Source organism: Nonomuraea sp. CA-141351, from assembly GCF_050944675.1.
In the GTDB taxonomy this organism is placed as follows: domain Bacteria; phylum Actinomycetota; class Actinomycetes; order Streptosporangiales; family Streptosporangiaceae; genus Nonomuraea.
In genome coordinates this window covers 12,677,063-12,690,530 of sequence record NZ_CP191982.1, presented here as the reverse complement: position 1 = coordinate 12,690,530, position 13,468 = coordinate 12,677,063, and the positions used below count along the sequence as shown (strand labels likewise).

General features: G+C 68.6%; 12 protein-coding genes, 1 tRNA gene and 1 other RNA gene. 8 read left to right on the top strand and 6 right to left on the bottom strand.

The window, feature by feature from the left end:
- Nucleotides 1-336: 336 nt before the first annotated feature.
- The 4 genes from ACQPWU_RS59735 to ACQPWU_RS59720 all read right to left on the bottom strand — a co-directional run bounded on the left by ACQPWU_RS59735 (nucleotide 337) and on the right by ACQPWU_RS59720 (nucleotide 2,606).
- On the bottom strand, nucleotides 337-459 hold the full coding sequence (locus ACQPWU_RS59735; protein WP_433435932.1) for a hypothetical protein: 123 nt from the start codon (nucleotides 457-459) through the stop codon (nucleotides 337-339).
- A gap of 94 nt (nucleotides 460-553) precedes the next feature.
- Entirely contained in the window at nucleotides 554-1,180 is a 627-nt protein-coding gene (locus tag ACQPWU_RS59730; RefSeq protein WP_433435931.1) for a hypothetical protein, read from the bottom strand.
- A 209-nt stretch (nucleotides 1,181-1,389) separates the two neighbouring features.
- Entirely contained in the window at nucleotides 1,390-2,334 is a 945-nt protein-coding gene (locus ACQPWU_RS59725; protein ID WP_433435930.1) for a hypothetical protein, read from the bottom strand.
- 187 nt (nucleotides 2,335-2,521) lie between these two features.
- Nucleotides 2,522-2,606: transfer RNA gene (locus ACQPWU_RS59720), tRNA-Ser, on the bottom strand.
- An 86-nt stretch (nucleotides 2,607-2,692) separates the two neighbouring features.
- Here ACQPWU_RS59720 and ffs point away from each other — a divergent pair.
- An RNA gene (gene ffs, locus ACQPWU_RS59715) (signal recognition particle sRNA small type) lies at nucleotides 2,693-2,788 on the top strand.
- 31 nt (nucleotides 2,789-2,819) lie between these two features.
- Nucleotides 2,820-5,261, top strand: coding sequence for a DNA polymerase III subunit gamma and tau (locus ACQPWU_RS59710; protein ID WP_433435929.1), 2,442 nt, complete (start codon nucleotides 2,820-2,822; stop codon nucleotides 5,259-5,261).
- A gap of 484 nt (nucleotides 5,262-5,745) precedes the next feature.
- Here the strand turns inward: ACQPWU_RS59710 and ACQPWU_RS59705 are convergent, their stop codons facing one another.
- Entirely contained in the window at nucleotides 5,746-7,155 is a 1,410-nt protein-coding gene (locus ACQPWU_RS59705; RefSeq protein WP_433435927.1) for a GAF domain-containing protein, read from the bottom strand.
- Nucleotides 7,156-7,436: 281 nt separating this feature from the next.
- On the opposite strand from ACQPWU_RS59705, the gene ACQPWU_RS59700 reads away from it, so the two are divergent.
- The 5 genes from ACQPWU_RS59700 to ACQPWU_RS59680 all read left to right on the top strand — a co-directional run bounded on the left by ACQPWU_RS59700 (nucleotide 7,437) and on the right by ACQPWU_RS59680 (nucleotide 11,356).
- Nucleotides 7,437-7,814: a YbaB/EbfC family nucleoid-associated protein gene (locus ACQPWU_RS59700; protein WP_397133777.1), complete on the top strand. Its 378-nt coding sequence runs from the start codon at nucleotides 7,437-7,439 to the stop codon at nucleotides 7,812-7,814.
- A 2-nt stretch (nucleotides 7,815-7,816) separates the two neighbouring features.
- Nucleotides 7,817-8,416: a recombination mediator RecR gene (recR, locus tag ACQPWU_RS59695; RefSeq protein WP_185069491.1), complete on the top strand. Its 600-nt coding sequence runs from the start codon at nucleotides 7,817-7,819 to the stop codon at nucleotides 8,414-8,416.
- Nucleotides 8,409-8,939: a DUF5063 domain-containing protein gene (locus ACQPWU_RS59690; RefSeq protein WP_433435926.1), complete on the top strand. Its 531-nt coding sequence runs from the start codon at nucleotides 8,409-8,411 to the stop codon at nucleotides 8,937-8,939. Before recR ends, ACQPWU_RS59690 begins: the two co-directional genes overlap by 8 nt.
- An 84-nt stretch (nucleotides 8,940-9,023) precedes the next feature.
- Nucleotides 9,024-10,298, top strand: coding sequence for an aspartate kinase (locus tag ACQPWU_RS59685; RefSeq protein WP_433435925.1), 1,275 nt, complete (start codon nucleotides 9,024-9,026; stop codon nucleotides 10,296-10,298).
- Entirely contained in the window at nucleotides 10,295-11,356 is a 1,062-nt protein-coding gene (locus ACQPWU_RS59680; RefSeq protein WP_433435924.1) for an aspartate-semialdehyde dehydrogenase, read from the top strand. The genes ACQPWU_RS59685 and ACQPWU_RS59680 overlap by 4 nt, the downstream gene beginning before the upstream one ends.
- Before the next feature lie 137 nt (nucleotides 11,357-11,493).
- On the opposite strand, the gene ACQPWU_RS59675 is transcribed toward ACQPWU_RS59680, so the two are convergent.
- A complete protein-coding gene (locus tag ACQPWU_RS59675; RefSeq protein ID WP_433435923.1) occupies nucleotides 11,494-12,474 on the bottom strand; it encodes a hypothetical protein in 981 nt (326 codons plus the stop codon).
- A gap of 193 nt (nucleotides 12,475-12,667) precedes the next feature.
- Between ACQPWU_RS59675 and ACQPWU_RS59670 the strand changes: the two genes are divergently transcribed.
- A complete protein-coding gene (locus ACQPWU_RS59670) occupies nucleotides 12,668-13,336 on the top strand; it encodes a TetR/AcrR family transcriptional regulator (RefSeq protein WP_360685903.1) in 669 nt (222 codons plus the stop codon).
- Nucleotides 13,337-13,468 lie beyond the last annotated feature (132 nt).

The following is a 13,468-nucleotide window of genomic DNA, read 5'->3' as shown; positions in this document are numbered from 1 at the left end:
AGAGGCCGCAACCTGGCGCATGAGAAACCCGTGATGCTCCCTTCCGTACCCAAGCTCGACGTCCATCAGTGCCTGAGTGAGGCGCCCGTACCTCTTGCCTACGAGGGGCCTTGTCCCGGTGGCCAGGTTGGTGCCGCGTACGTGCCCCGGCCCGATGGCCGCCGATCGGTTTTGACCCACGGGCCCGATGTGAGCGGGCTGCTGTCGGTGGCGCGGGCAGCAGGCATTCCAGCGCCGAAGTACGAACTGATTCAGTCGCCGGTAGTTGTCCAGAAACTGCTTCCAGAGGCCATCGCGCGCATCCCTACGGCGTGACCTTGCAGCACATGATCGAGATCAACCGGCGGTGCCGCGGCGCACGCCCATGGCGACGTGCGCGACCGAGCGGCGGTAGGTGCCCGCGGACGTCTTCAGCCGGTCGAAGGCGCCGAGGGTGAACAACCGGGTGACGGCCGCCATCCACCGCCGAAGGTCACAGTCGAAGACGGCCGCAGCCCAGGATGAAAGTACGGAGCCTGATGTGGGCGCGGCTCCCTTGGAGGGACTGGGTCGATCAGGGGATGAGGTTGTACGCGGACAGCAGGTCAGGAATCGAGGCCCACCGTGCCCCGGGCACGGGCTCGAACAGTCGCCGGCTCCCCACCGACACTACGATCCTCCCGTCGTCCTCCACATCGAGCACGCAGAGCAGCCCTGAGTTGCGGATCGTCAAGGTGGCGAAGAAGTCCCGGATCGACACCGATTCCCGAAACAGACAACTCATAGTGCTCGTGGCCGCCATGAAGCATAGTTCCAGGTAATCAGGGTGCAGCCATGAGGCCTCGTGCACGGTGAGGTAGATGTAGCCGACGTCATGGTGTCGTCGGCTGTCTGCGTAGGTGGACCGCTGGGAGCCGGTGTCCTCTGGGAGGATCGAGCGGGCCTCGGCATAGTCGAGGAGGTGCTGGTCCTCGGCGAAGCGGATCGTCAGATCCAGCGCCAGTGCGGGGCCTAGGGGCAGGGTTCGCCCACCAGTAAATCCGCTGGTGAAGGGCATCACGAGGTGCTGCCCCTCCGGTAGCTCAACTACGGTAGACCTCTTAGGGTCATGAACGGCCGTCCTGTCGGCGACCAGATCGGACATCACGCCGGCTGCATCGCGGCGATGCAGGTAAAGCTCATAGCTGTAGTCAAGCCCCATCCATCGATGGTAGGACTCGGCCGCGAACGTACCCGAGCATGCTGGTGCAGGACCGTGACTCTGAGCTTCCGCATTCGCTCGTGGCCACGCCGGTTGGGCTTGTCTCGCAGGTCTCGCACCCTGGCCCGAAGAACACCCGGCTCCCATGGCTTCGCGGTGGGCGGCCAGGCAGCCTAAGTCAGGAAGGTCCTGGCCAGGGCAGGCAGGCCTCAGGCAGGCGGCGCCAGCCGATCTAACCGATCAAGAAGCGCATCATCCAGATCGCCCACAAGCACCCCGTTGTTCACCGAGGGCCGGCAACGGGGAAGGATCCGCACCCAAGCAGGCGGTCCCTCCTCATAACCGAAGTGCAGATAAAACATCTCCCGTCGCCCACCACCGACTTCCCTGCACGTGTTCCCGCCCGGTTCGGCGTCCAGTGAGTTCAGCTCCGCCGCCAGCTCACGCGCCTGCTGCTCCCCGTGCTCCAGCGCGTGCGACGGGCGGGGTGTTGAGCTCCCGCTCTGCTCATCCCGACAGACCAGCACCTTGATGGCCCCATCGGGCACCATCTGCTCACCCTGCCCCCGTCGTCCGGTCGCCAGGTCGCAAGGGTCCTTCGGCTGGAGGAGTTTCCAGGTCCCAGTGCGGTAGGCAGCGGTGATGCTGCGCCCGACGAACGAATTGCTGACGACCGTCCCGTTGGTGGTCGTGACGCAGGAGTTGACCTCTTCGGCGCTGCCCACCCACAGCGCCCGGCCATCGGGGTAGGCGAACCGGATGAGGTAGTTCGTCATCCCCCCGCCCACCAACGTGCACGCTTTCCCGACGCGATCGATGGTGATCGGAAGGTAGCCCAGGTCGTAGGCCATCGACTTGGCCTGGTCGGTCAAGATCCGTGATCCTGCGAGCGACTCCCCGCCCGGATTCGAGTTCTGCCCGGGGTACGCGCAGATCAACGCGCTTGTAGGCGTACCGGGCACGAGCGAGTTCTCAACACCGTCGAGGTCGGCGGCATTCGGCACCCAGTCGCCGATCTCGTTGCTGTCCCATCGCCGCGGACACGAAGCCGACGCTGGCGGTCCCGGCTCGCCGACCGTGCCCGGAACCAGGACGATCGCCGCGGAAAGCATGACCGCCGCCGCTGCGACGCCGATCCAATGGACGGATTTCACACCGCTAATGACGTCGTCCGCCCACTACCGGTTCACCGAACAGAAGCTCAGACCGGTGGAGCGATCCGCACGATGTGCGCGAGGCAACGCGCTGACGCCAACCGAGACTAAAACTGAGACAGGGCATAGCAAAAGGGGCCGACTTGGATGGGGTCGGCCCCTTTGCGTTTACTGCCTCAACCAGGCGCGGAGGATAGGGGATTTGAACCCCTGATAGGTTGCCCTATACACGCTTTCCAAGCGTGCGCCCTCGGCCACTAGGCGAATCCTCCGCCGACGAGCTTACCGGACTTCCGGGTGTGCGCAGACCACCTTTTCCGGGGTGGAGCGAGCACTGCGGCATCCCGCTAGACTATCTAGGGACCCCTCGCGCGGCGTCATCCTGTGAACCTCCCCAGGGCCGGAAGGCAGCAAGGATAAGCGGGCTCTGGCGGGTGTGCGAGGGGTCTCTTCGTTGGGAGCCCCCTCGCAGGCGGGATGGTCGCATGAGCCTTGCGCTTTACCGCAAGTACAGGCCCGGGACGTTCGCCGAGGTCAAGGGTCAGGAGCACGTCACAGACCCGCTGCGGCAGGCGTTGCGCACGGGACGGATCAACCACGCCTTCCTGTTCAGCGGCCCCCGAGGGTGTGGCAAGACCTCCAGCGCCCGCATCCTGGCGCGCTCTCTCAACTGTGAGCAGGGCCCGACTCCCGACCCGTGCGGCGTCTGTGAGTCGTGCGTCGCGCTCGCCCCGACCGGGCCCGGCCACCTCGACGTCATCGAGATCGACGCCGCCTCGCACGGTGGCGTGGACGACGCGCGTGACCTGCGCGAGCGGGCGTTCTTCGCCCCCGTCTCCGCGCGCTACAAGATCTACATCATCGACGAGGCGCACATGGTGACCCGAGAGGGTTTCAACGCGCTGCTCAAGCTCGTCGAGGAGCCTCCGCCGCACCTGAAGTTCATCTTCGCGACGACCGAGCCGGAAAAGGTCATCGGGACGATCAAGTCGCGTACACACCACTACCCGTTCAGGCTGATGCCGCCCGCGACGCTCCGCGGGCTGCTGGAGGAGATCCTCACCTCCGAGAACGTGCCCTTCGAGCCCGACGCGCTGCCCCTCGTCGTTCGGGCGGGCGCGGGCTCCGCGCGTGACTCGCTCTCGATCCTCGACCAGCTCCTCGCCGGAGCCGAGGAGGACGGCATCACGTACGCCAAGGCCGTCTCGCTCCTCGGCTACACCGACGGCGACCTGCTCGACGAGGTCGTCGACGCGTTCGCGGCACGTGACGGCGGAAAGGTGTTCCACACGGTCAACCGGGTGATCGAGGGCGGCCACGACCCTCGCCGCTTCGCCTCCGACCTGCTCGAGCGCTTCCGCGACCTGGTGATCCTGGCGAACGTCCCCGAAGCTGCCTCGAGCGGTCTGCTCGACCGCCCCGCCGACGAGCTCGAACGCCTCGTCCAGCAGGCCGCCTCGATGGGCCCGGCCGAGCTGACCCGCGCGGCGGAGGTCTTCAACGCCGGTCTCACCGAGATGCGCGGCGCCACGTCGCCGCGGCTGCTGCTCGAGCTGATGTGCGCGCGCGTGCTGCTCCCTGGTGCCGCGCAGGGTGAGGAGGCCCTGCTCGCCCGCCTCGAACGCCTCGAACGCGGCGGCGCCGTCGCCCAGATGGCCGTCCGGGCCGCTTCCGGCTCGCCCGCTCCGGCTGCCGCACCCGCGCCCGCCTCGGTGCCCATCCCACGACCGGGCACCTCGTCCGGCCATGTCGGCGCGCGCGTCCCTGCGGCGGCCGAAAACGATCTGGCCGGCGAGAACTCCCAAGCTCCGGCCACGCAATCTCCCGCCACTCCGGCCGCGCAGTCACACGCCGGTTCCGACTCGCCGGCCTCGGCGGGTGCGGGTGCTGATGACTGGCCCGAGCCCGTCCGCCCCGGCTCCCCGCCCGCAGGCGCATCAGGCGGTACGCAGGCGGCCCCGGCGGCGGGCGGCGCGCCGCAGACGTCTCAGGCGGTGAGCGGGGCACAGCAGGCTCCTGCGGCCGGCGGCGCTCCCGCGGGGAGCGGAGTCGGCGCCGTACAGGCCCAGTGGGCCGCCGTGCTCGCCGCGCTCAAGCAGCGCAGCATCGTGGTCTGGGCGAACGTGAGCACCAACGCCCAGGTGGTGGGCGTGGAAGGCAATCTGGTCACGCTGGGCTTCACCCAGGTCGGCGCGATGAAGAACTTCACGGGCGGCGGCAAGGACGCCGTGGTGGCCGGCGCGCTCGGCGACGTGCTCGGCGGCACGTGGCGCGTCGAAGCGGTCGTCGGCGGCTCCCCGGCCCCTCCCCGAGGCCCTTCCCGCGCCCCTTCACACGGCCCGGCCGCAGGTCACGGTGGCCCCGCCGGCGGTCACGGATCAGCGGTGGGTTCGGCGGGCTCGGCCGGATCTCAGGGTGCGGCCGAGCCCGCCGCCTCCCAGCCCGGCTCCCAGGGCCGTACGGCATCGCACGGCGGTTCCCACGACGACCGGGACGCCCAGGAGCCTGGCCCAGGCCAACCCCCGGCCGCGTCCCCCGGACACCAGACCACGGACGAGTCCTGGCCCGACGCCCCGGACGACTTCGGCCCCGGCTCCCCGCCGACCCCCGACCTGACGCAGACCGTGCCCGTAGTACAGAACGCCGCCGGCGCCGCACCGGCTGGGGGCTCTCCGGGAGGCGGTACGGGCTTGGCCGCCGCGAGGTCGGCAGCGAGGGCCGCCGCTCAGGCGGGCCCCCGCGTCCCGTCCGCCCGTGGCGGCGCCGCGGCCTGGCCGGAGACGGTCCCCGTGCGCAACAAGGTCCCGGATTCGGACGACGTCGACCCTTTGAACGACGCGGACGCCGACGTGGACGCGGTCTCGGGCATGGCCCTGCTCGAACGTGAGCTGGGCGCCCAGGTGATCGGCGAAATCAACCACACCTGACCCGGCGACGCACCCTCAGGCGACCGCGACACACCGCCCTACGACGCCGCGCTCGGCACTGGGATGGCCATCTCCACTCGTGCTCGCTCGGGGTCGGCTTCGATGGACGCGCTCGGCAGCGGAGGGCCGCCTCCGCTCGTGCCGCTTGGGGCGGACGCGCTCGGAGGGTCGTTTCCACTCGTCCTCGCTTGGGCGTGGTTGCTCTATGGGCCCGTCCGCCCGGGTAGGGATGCCGCTTGACGTCGCCCTTCGAGCGGCGCCTGGCCCAGGTGGGCGAGATCGAGCGCCGTGGTCGCCGTCCTAGTCGGGCGTGCCGGTCAAGCAGCACCACCCAGACGGCCAAGATTGCGACGTTACGGTCTGGACCCGCGCGGCCGAGTGGCGTTGAAGTGAGGGTCCGTAGTGACGACGGCGGGCGGCGTCCTCCCGTGCTCCGCCGTAACAAATGAAGCCGTAACCAAAGGGTTAGCCGTAACCCAAAGGGTTACACGCACAGGCGGGAGCGGGCGGCGGCGGAGCGGGGGTCGGTGGAGGGAAGGGAGGCGAGGCGCTCCAGGACCTCGTAGTCGTCGTGGCCGTTGCAGGTCTGCGCGTACGCCCACAGCTCGTCCGGCGAGCCGTGCCGCAGCAGGCACGCACGCACCTGGGCTTCCAGCTCGTCGCGTTCGCGGCGGATCTCCGCCGACTCCGAGCGCAGCAGCAGGGGCCCCGTGTACGCGCGGGCCAGCGCGCGCGGGTCGTTCGCCGACAGGTGGCGCCGCACCTCCAGGAAGTCGGCGTCCACAGGGCAGGTCAGCCGGTACGGCTTGCCCGCGATGGCCTCCCCGAGCTGGGCCCGCAGCCGGTGGATCTCCGCCCTGATCGTCACCGGATTGCCCTCGTCCCCGTAGAGATGGAACGAGAGCTGCTCGGCCGTAAGCCCGTGCGGGTGGAGAGCCAGCAGGGTCAGGATCTCCGCGTGGCGGAGCGACAGGGGCCGGTCGAGGTCGCCGAACGTGGCCCTTGGCGGCCTCTCGCCGAGGAAGAAGAGGGCGAGGGTGGGCGGCGTGGCGGAGGGCGTGGGCCGCATGAGGAAACCGTCGGAGAACGGCTCGAGCACGGCGACGGACCCATCGGCGAGTATCACCCGGCGGCCGGTGAGGCGGAGGCGCTCGCCCAGGTCGCCCGCCGGGTCGCCCAAGAGGACGCGGCCGGTCGACGACAGCAGCACCCCGGGCCGTCCGCGCAGGGACTCGAAGCGGCGGCGCAGGCGTTCGTCGCGCTCGTGCATGCGCAGCGCGAGCTGGGTCTCCGCGAGCTTGGCCGTGGCGGCGACCAGGGCGACGGTGGCCGGGTGCAGGCTGCGCGAGGTGCCGCTGACGTCGACGCAGCCGATGATCATGCCTGAGTCCGGATCGGTGATGGGGGCGGCGCTGCACGACCAGATGTGCAGCACCCGCATGAGGTGCTCCTCGGAATAGACGTGTACGGGCCCGCCGGCGGCGAGGGCGGTGCCGATGCCGTTGGTGCCGACGGTGTCCTCGGTCCATTGGTGCCCGTCGGAGAGGCCGATCTGGTCGGCGCGGCGCATGATCGTGTGGCTGCCGTCACGCCACAGAATCCGGCCGTCACCGTCCGTGACGATCAGTACTTCGTCGGCCAGGCCGGCGAGCGTCTGGGCGATCATGGGCAGCAACGGCCGCAGGGGGTGGGCCTGGCGAACGTCCTTTATGCGGGAAAGGTCGTAAACTAGGGGCGCGCCCTTGCTTTCCGGGTCGATCCCAGCCTCCAGGGACCGTTGCCAGGATGCGGTGATCAGGCGGCGGGGCAACTCCGGCCAGGCGCGGCCAGTCGCAGCCGCTTCGTGTGCTCCGCGCAGAAGACGGGAGTACGCGTGGAGATGGGCGTAACTCATCGGTCACTCCAAGTAGTCAATTAGAGCATCCGTCTTGGGAGCCATTCGCGCAACCCGTTCAGGGGGATTGCAGAGGGTGATTGAATGAACGCAACCTGTGTGCAACGTTCGGCTCGTTAGTGTCCTGGCTCAACGCGTCGGCGTGGTGCGGCCGCTCCGCCGACGTGGTGGCCGGGTCTCGGACGCTGGAGGGGGGCCGAGATCCGGCCAAAAACATCCCATAGGCGGGGGCACCCCAGTACATGACGCCGCCCAAACCCCGTAGGCTCGTGGAGTCAAGAATGCGGAGCCACGAGGAGCGCACCACGGTGAACCCAGGGGATGTCAACCTGCAGCAGCTGCTGGAGCAGGCCCAGCTCATGCAGCAGCAGCTTGTGAGCGCCCAGCAGGAGCTCAACGACGCGCAGATCGAGGGCTCGTCAGGCGGCGGCCTGGTCACTGCCGTCGTCAACGGCTCGGGCGAGCTGCTCGAGCTCAAGATCGACCCGAGCGTGATCGACGCCGGAGACCCGCAGGACACCGCCGACACGATCGCCGACCTGGTGATCGCGGCCGTCCGCGACGCCGTCCGCGCTGCCGCCGACCTGCAACAGGAGAAGCTCGGACCGCTGGCCCAAGGGCTGGGCGGTGGCGGCCTCGGACAGCTGCCAGGGTTCTAGGCATGTACGAAGGGGTCGTCCAGAACCTGATCGACGAGCTCGGCCTGCTGCCCGGCGTCGGTCCCAAGAGCGCGCAGCGGATCGCGTTCCACCTGCTGGCGGCCGATCCAGCCGACGTCAAGCGGCTGGCGCACGCGTTGCTGGAGGTCAAGGAGAAGGTCCGGTTCTGCCGGGTCTGCGGCAATGTGGCCTCGGAGGAAGAGTGCCGTATCTGCCGCGACCCGCGCCGCGACACGCATGTGATCTGCGTGGTCGAGGAGTCGAAGGACGTCGTGGCGATCGAGAAGACGCGCGAGTTCCGCGGCACCTACCACGTGCTCGGCGGCGCGATCAGCCCGATCGACGGCATCGGCCCCGACGACCTGCGCATACGCGAGCTCATGACGCGCCTGGCCGACGGCCGGGTCACGGAGCTCATCCTCGCCACCGATCCCAATCTCGAGGGCGAGGCGACTGCTACCTACCTCGCCCGTCTGGTCAAGCCGATGGGCATCAAAGTGACACGACTGGCCAGCGGTCTGCCTGTGGGCGGTGACCTCGAATACGCCGACGAGGTGACCTTGGGCCGCGCGTTCGAAGGACGGAGGCTGCTGGATGTCTGACCAGTGGAGCGCCCTCGCGGAAGAGATCGCCGGGCACGCGCAGGACTATGTTGACGGCCTGACCAGGGTGGCGGGCGGCGAGGGCGGCGACGCCATCTGGTCGCTGCTGCTGGTGGAGGTCGCGCAGGTGAGCCTGGCGGGCGCCAAGCTCGGGGCCAACCAGGACGTGATCCTCGCGGGCAACAACGAGCCGCCGATGAGCGAGGACCCCGACATCGACGGCGTGCGCACCGCGCTGGCCGAGCGACTGGAGGCCGTCGACGACTACGCCGAGGTGTTCGACCCGTACAAGGACACGGGCGTCACCCCGTACCGGCTCTCCGACGACCTGACCGCGGTCGCCGCCGACCTCATCCACGGGCTGCGCCACTACCACGCGGGGCGTCCCCACGAGGCGCTCTGGTGGTGGCAGTACTCCTACTTCAACACCTGGGGCAACCACGCGGGCGCCGCGATGCGCGCGCTGCAGGCCCTGGCCGCGCACTCGCGCCTCGACGTGGCCGAGGAGACCACCGCCGTCTGATCATCCATATTCTGGAACGGCCCATCGGCCGCATGAGATGGCCCCAGTAGACTGACAGCTCACAGTCCAGACCGGGAGACTCTCGTGGCGCTCGTTGTGCAAAAGTACGGTGGTTCGTCCGTCGCCGACGCGTCCTGCATCAAGCGGGTCGCGCAGCGGATCGTCGCGACGAAAAAAGCCGGCAACGACGTGGTCGTGATCGTCTCCGCCATGGGCGACACGACGGACGAGCTGCTCGACCTGGCCGAGCAGGTGTCGCCGCTGCCCCCGGGCCGCGAGCTCGACATGCTGCTGACCTCGGGCGAGCGCATCTCGATGGCCCTGCTGGCGATGGCGATCGCCAACCTCGGCCACGAGGCCCGTTCGTTCACCGGCTCGCAGGCAGGTGTGATCACCGACTCGACGCACGGCAAGGCGCGCATCATCGACGTGACGCCCAGCCGCATCCGTGAGGCGGTCGACCAGGGCAACATCGCGATCGTGGCCGGGTTCCAGGGCGTGTCGCAGGACACGAAGGACATCACCACGCTGGGCCGCGGCGGGTCCGACACCACGGCGGTGGCGCTGGCGGCGGCCCTGCAGGCCGACGTGTGCGAGATCTACACCGACGTCGACGGCGTCTTCACCGCAGACCCGCGCATCGTGCCGCCGGCACGGCAGATCCCCAGGATCTCCTACGACGAGATGATGGAGATGGCCGCCTGCGGCGCGAAGATCCTGCATCTGCGGTGCGTGGAATACGCGCGCCGGTTCGACCTGCCGATTCACGTCCGCAGCTCTTTCAGCACCAGGGAAGGCACGTGGGTCGTCTCCGACCCTTACACCGAAGGAACCGAGATGGAGCAGCCGATCATCTCCGGCGTCGCGCACGACCGGAGCGAGGCCAAGATCACTGTTGTCGGGGTCCCCGACAAGGTCGGAGAGGCTGCCTCGATCTTCAAAACGCTGGCCGACGCCGAGATCAACATTGACATGATCGTGCAGAACGTCTCGGCCGCGGCCACGGGCCGCACGGACATCTCCTTCACACTGCCCACGGCCGACGCCCAGACGGCGCTGTCGTCGCTGAAGAAGATCCAGGGCCAGATCGGCTACGAGTCGCTGCTCTTCGACGACCAGGTCGGGAAGGTGTCGCTGATCGGCGCGGGCATGCGCTCGCACCCCGGCGTCACGGCGACGTTCTTCGCGGCCCTCGCCGACGCGGGGGTCAACATCGAGATGATCTCCACCTCGGAGATCCGCATCTCAGTGGTCGTCCAGCAGGACGGCGTCGACGCGGCCGTGCAGGCCGCCCACCGCGCGTTCTCGCTCGACTCCGACCAGGTCGAAGCCGTGGTGTATGGAGGTACCGGACGATGAGCAGAAGGCCCAATCTTGCCCTGATCGGCGCGACCGGCGCCGTCGGCACCGTCATGCGCGACATCGTGTCGACGCGCGAGGACATCTGGGGCGAGATCCGTCTCGTCGCCTCGCCGCGTTCGGCGGGCAAGGTGCTCCAGGTACGCGGTGAGGACGTCGTGGTCCAGGCCCTGGCGCCCGAGGTGTTCGACGGCATCGACGTGGCCATCTTCGACGTGCCCGACGAGGTGTCGGCGGTGTGGGTGCCGATCGCGGCCGAGCGCGGTCCGATCGTGATCGACAAGTCCGGCACGTTCCGCATGGAGCCGGACGTGCCGCTGGTCGTGCCCGAGGTCAACCCGCTCGACGCGCGCAACCGGCCGCGCAACATCATCTCGACCCCCAACTGCACGACGCTGTCGATGATGGCGGCCATGGGGGCGCTGCACGCCGAGTTCACGCTCACGGAGCTGGTCGTCGCCTCCTACCAGGCGGTGTCGGGCGCCGGTGTGGCGGGCTCCGCGCGGCTCTACGACGAGGTCGAGGCGCTGGCCGGCGACCGCACGGTCGGGCAGGCGGCCGGCGACGTACGCAAGGTGCTGGCCAACAAGCTGCCTGAGGAGTCCCCGTTCCCCGCGCCCATCGCGTTCAACGTGGTGCCGTGGGCGGGCTCCTACAAGGACGGCGGGTGGGCCTCCGAGGAGCTCAAGCTCCGCAACGAGTCCCGCAAGATCCTCGGCATCCCCGACCTGAAGGTCTCCGCGACCTGCGTGCGCGTTCCGGTGATCACGACCCACTCGCTGGCCGTGCACGCACGGTTCGAGGGCGAGATCACGGTCGCCGACGCGCACCGCGTCCTTGAGGCGGCGCCGACGGTGGTTCTCATGGACGACCCGGCCAACGGGGTCTACCCGACGCCTCTCGACGTGGTGGGCAACGACCCGACCTACGTGGGCCGCATCCGTCAGGCGGTCGACTTCCCCAACACGCTCGACCTGTTCGTGTGCGGCGACAACCTGCGCAAGGGTGCGGCGCTCAACGCGGCGGAGATCGCCGAGCTGGTCGCGGCCGAGCTGTAGTCCGTCCGTCCGTTCGATGGTGTGACGCCGCGTGCTTCGGTGCGCGGCGTCCGCCGTCTCACGGCCGTCTTACAGCTGTGGTGTCCAGCCGGTGGTTGCCCGGCCCGGGAGGGTGGGGGAGCAGCCGGTTCGCCGTGTCAGCGGAAGAGAATGTCCCAGTGGTCGCGCTCATCGGCGAAGACCGTTCCTGAGTCGGCGCGGTACAGCCGGGCGCCGTCGCTACGCACACCCGCCTTCTCATGATTTTTCGTGATGTGCTGGTCGATGCAGCCGTTGTGGGCAATGTCGAGCTTGTAGCCGTTGCCGTGGCTGTAGACCCCAGGGGCGTGGCCTGCTTCCGTACCCCCGGTGACCATGATCGGGCAGCCGCTCTCGCGCTTCAGCTCGATGATGCCGGCGATCGTCCCGGTCCGCACCGAGTCGAGCGAGGTGCAGTGGTGTACCTGCTTGCTCGTGCAGTTGCCGCTCGACTTCGTCTTCACGCCCACGCCCTTCAGCCAGCCGGCGGCGGTGATGTGGGACATGTGCATGGCCCCTTGCCGCGGCAGGACGCGCGTCAGATCGACGCCGGCGTTCTTACGCGACGTCAGACCAACGCCGGCGTCCTTGCGCGACGACAGATGGGCGCGAGCGCGCTTGCGTGGCAGTTGCGGCCGCGCCCGGGGTATTCGCGCCACCCGAATGTGTACGAGCCCCTCGTCGGGCTCGATGGCCGGAGGACGCGGCGGCCGCTGCCCGATCGTGGGCTCCAGGGGCCAGTCCTGTGTGTCGGCCGATTCGTTCATCGGCCAGTCCTGCGCGTCGGCCGATTCGCTCATCGGCCAGTCCGGCAGGGCCGCCTGCTCCGTGCGGTCCATCATGAGCCGTTCGAAAGCCCACGCCTTACCCAGATGCGGCCCGACCTCGAAGTCCCAGTCGGTGGGGCCGTCCGTGTTGTTGCTGCTCGGCATCGCCGACCCTCCGGGGTGGGTGGCGGCTGAAGCGGCCGAGGCCAGTGCGATTATGGAGATCTCAACGCCGAGGAGTGCGACTACTGTGAGGCGCACTGTTCCACGTATCCACATGTCGATGCCTTTTCGCGGAAATAGCCCTTCCGCCTGAAACGACAATCCCACCATTCACAGGAGATAACTCATGCCGCGGTCGCAACTTTGCCTTGTGGCGGCGATCACCGTGCGGCTTCATGACCTACGAGTGGAAAACCTGCTAAATTGGACTGCCGCTATGATCTTGGCCCGACACAACGGAGGGGCGGCAGTCAGATGAGCAGGCTTTCTGCTCCATGCCCCATCACGACGTAAAGTGACGAACGTGTCCGAAGCCCGAAACCGAGGATCGGAGAGCACCCGAGAGGTCATCGTCGAGACGGCATTGCGGTTGTTCAGGGAGCGCGGCTTCGACGCGACCACAATGCGTGCCATCGCCGCCGAGGCCGGGGTGTCCGTGGGCAACGCCTACTACTACTTCGACAGCAAGGAGGCGTTGATCCAGGCGTACTACGACCGCGCCCAGGCCGAGCACGAGGCGGCCTGCAGGGAGTTCCTGGCCACCGAGACATCGTTCGCGGCCAGGCTGAGCGGGGTGCTACGCGAATGGGTACGCGTGTCCGAGCCCTACCACGAGTTCGCCGTCAAGTTCTACAAACACGCGGCCGAGCCGACCAATCCGCTGAGCCCGTTCAGCGAACAGTCGTCACCCGCCCGCGAGGCCTCCATCGACATCTACCGCCAGGTCGTCGAGGGGTCGCGCGACCGTATGAACGCCGAGTTGCGCGAGGAGCTGCCCGAGCTGCTCTGGCTGCTGTCCATGGGCATGGTGCTGTTCTGGGTGCATGACACCTCGCCGGGCTGTGCACGTACGTACCGGCTGATCGAGGTGACGGTGCCGCTGGTGGACCGGCTGGTCGGGCTGTCGCATCTGCCGGGGCTGAGGGGGATCACGAAGGACTTCATCGCGGCGGTCCACGAACTGCGCGCCTAGTGATACATACCGGTCGGTTGGTATGGTTGGCGCGTCCAGCGCCGAAACCACAGACTGCGGGCTTGGACGCGTCCAGCGGCCAACCGCGGGTTGCGGGGGGTGCGTTGAAGCCCTGAAGGCGCTCGGAGGCCG

Coding starts and splice junctions, on each gene's coding strand:
- ACQPWU_RS59735 (WP_433435932.1), bottom strand. CDS start 459: ATGGCGGCCGTCACCCGGTTGTTCACCCTCGGCGCCTTCGACCGGCTG.
- ACQPWU_RS59730 (WP_433435931.1), bottom strand. CDS start 1,180: ATGGGGCTTGACTACAGCTATGAGCTTTACCTGCATCGCCGCGATGCA.
- ACQPWU_RS59710 (WP_433435929.1), top strand. CDS start 2,820: ATGAGCCTTGCGCTTTACCGCAAGTACAGGCCCGGGACGTTCGCCGAG.
- ACQPWU_RS59705 (WP_433435927.1), bottom strand. CDS start 7,155: ATGAGTTACGCCCATCTCCACGCGTACTCCCGTCTTCTGCGCGGAGCA.
- ACQPWU_RS59700 (WP_397133777.1), top strand. CDS start 7,437: ATGCGGAGCCACGAGGAGCGCACCACGGTGAACCCAGGGGATGTCAAC.
- recR (WP_185069491.1), top strand. CDS start 7,817: ATGTACGAAGGGGTCGTCCAGAACCTGATCGACGAGCTCGGCCTGCTG.
- ACQPWU_RS59690 (WP_433435926.1), top strand. CDS start 8,409: ATGTCTGACCAGTGGAGCGCCCTCGCGGAAGAGATCGCCGGGCACGCG.
- ACQPWU_RS59680 (WP_433435924.1), top strand. CDS start 10,295: ATGAGCAGAAGGCCCAATCTTGCCCTGATCGGCGCGACCGGCGCCGTC.
- ACQPWU_RS59675 (WP_433435923.1), bottom strand. CDS start 12,474: ATGGTGGGATTGTCGTTTCAGGCGGAAGGGCTATTTCCGCGAAAAGGC.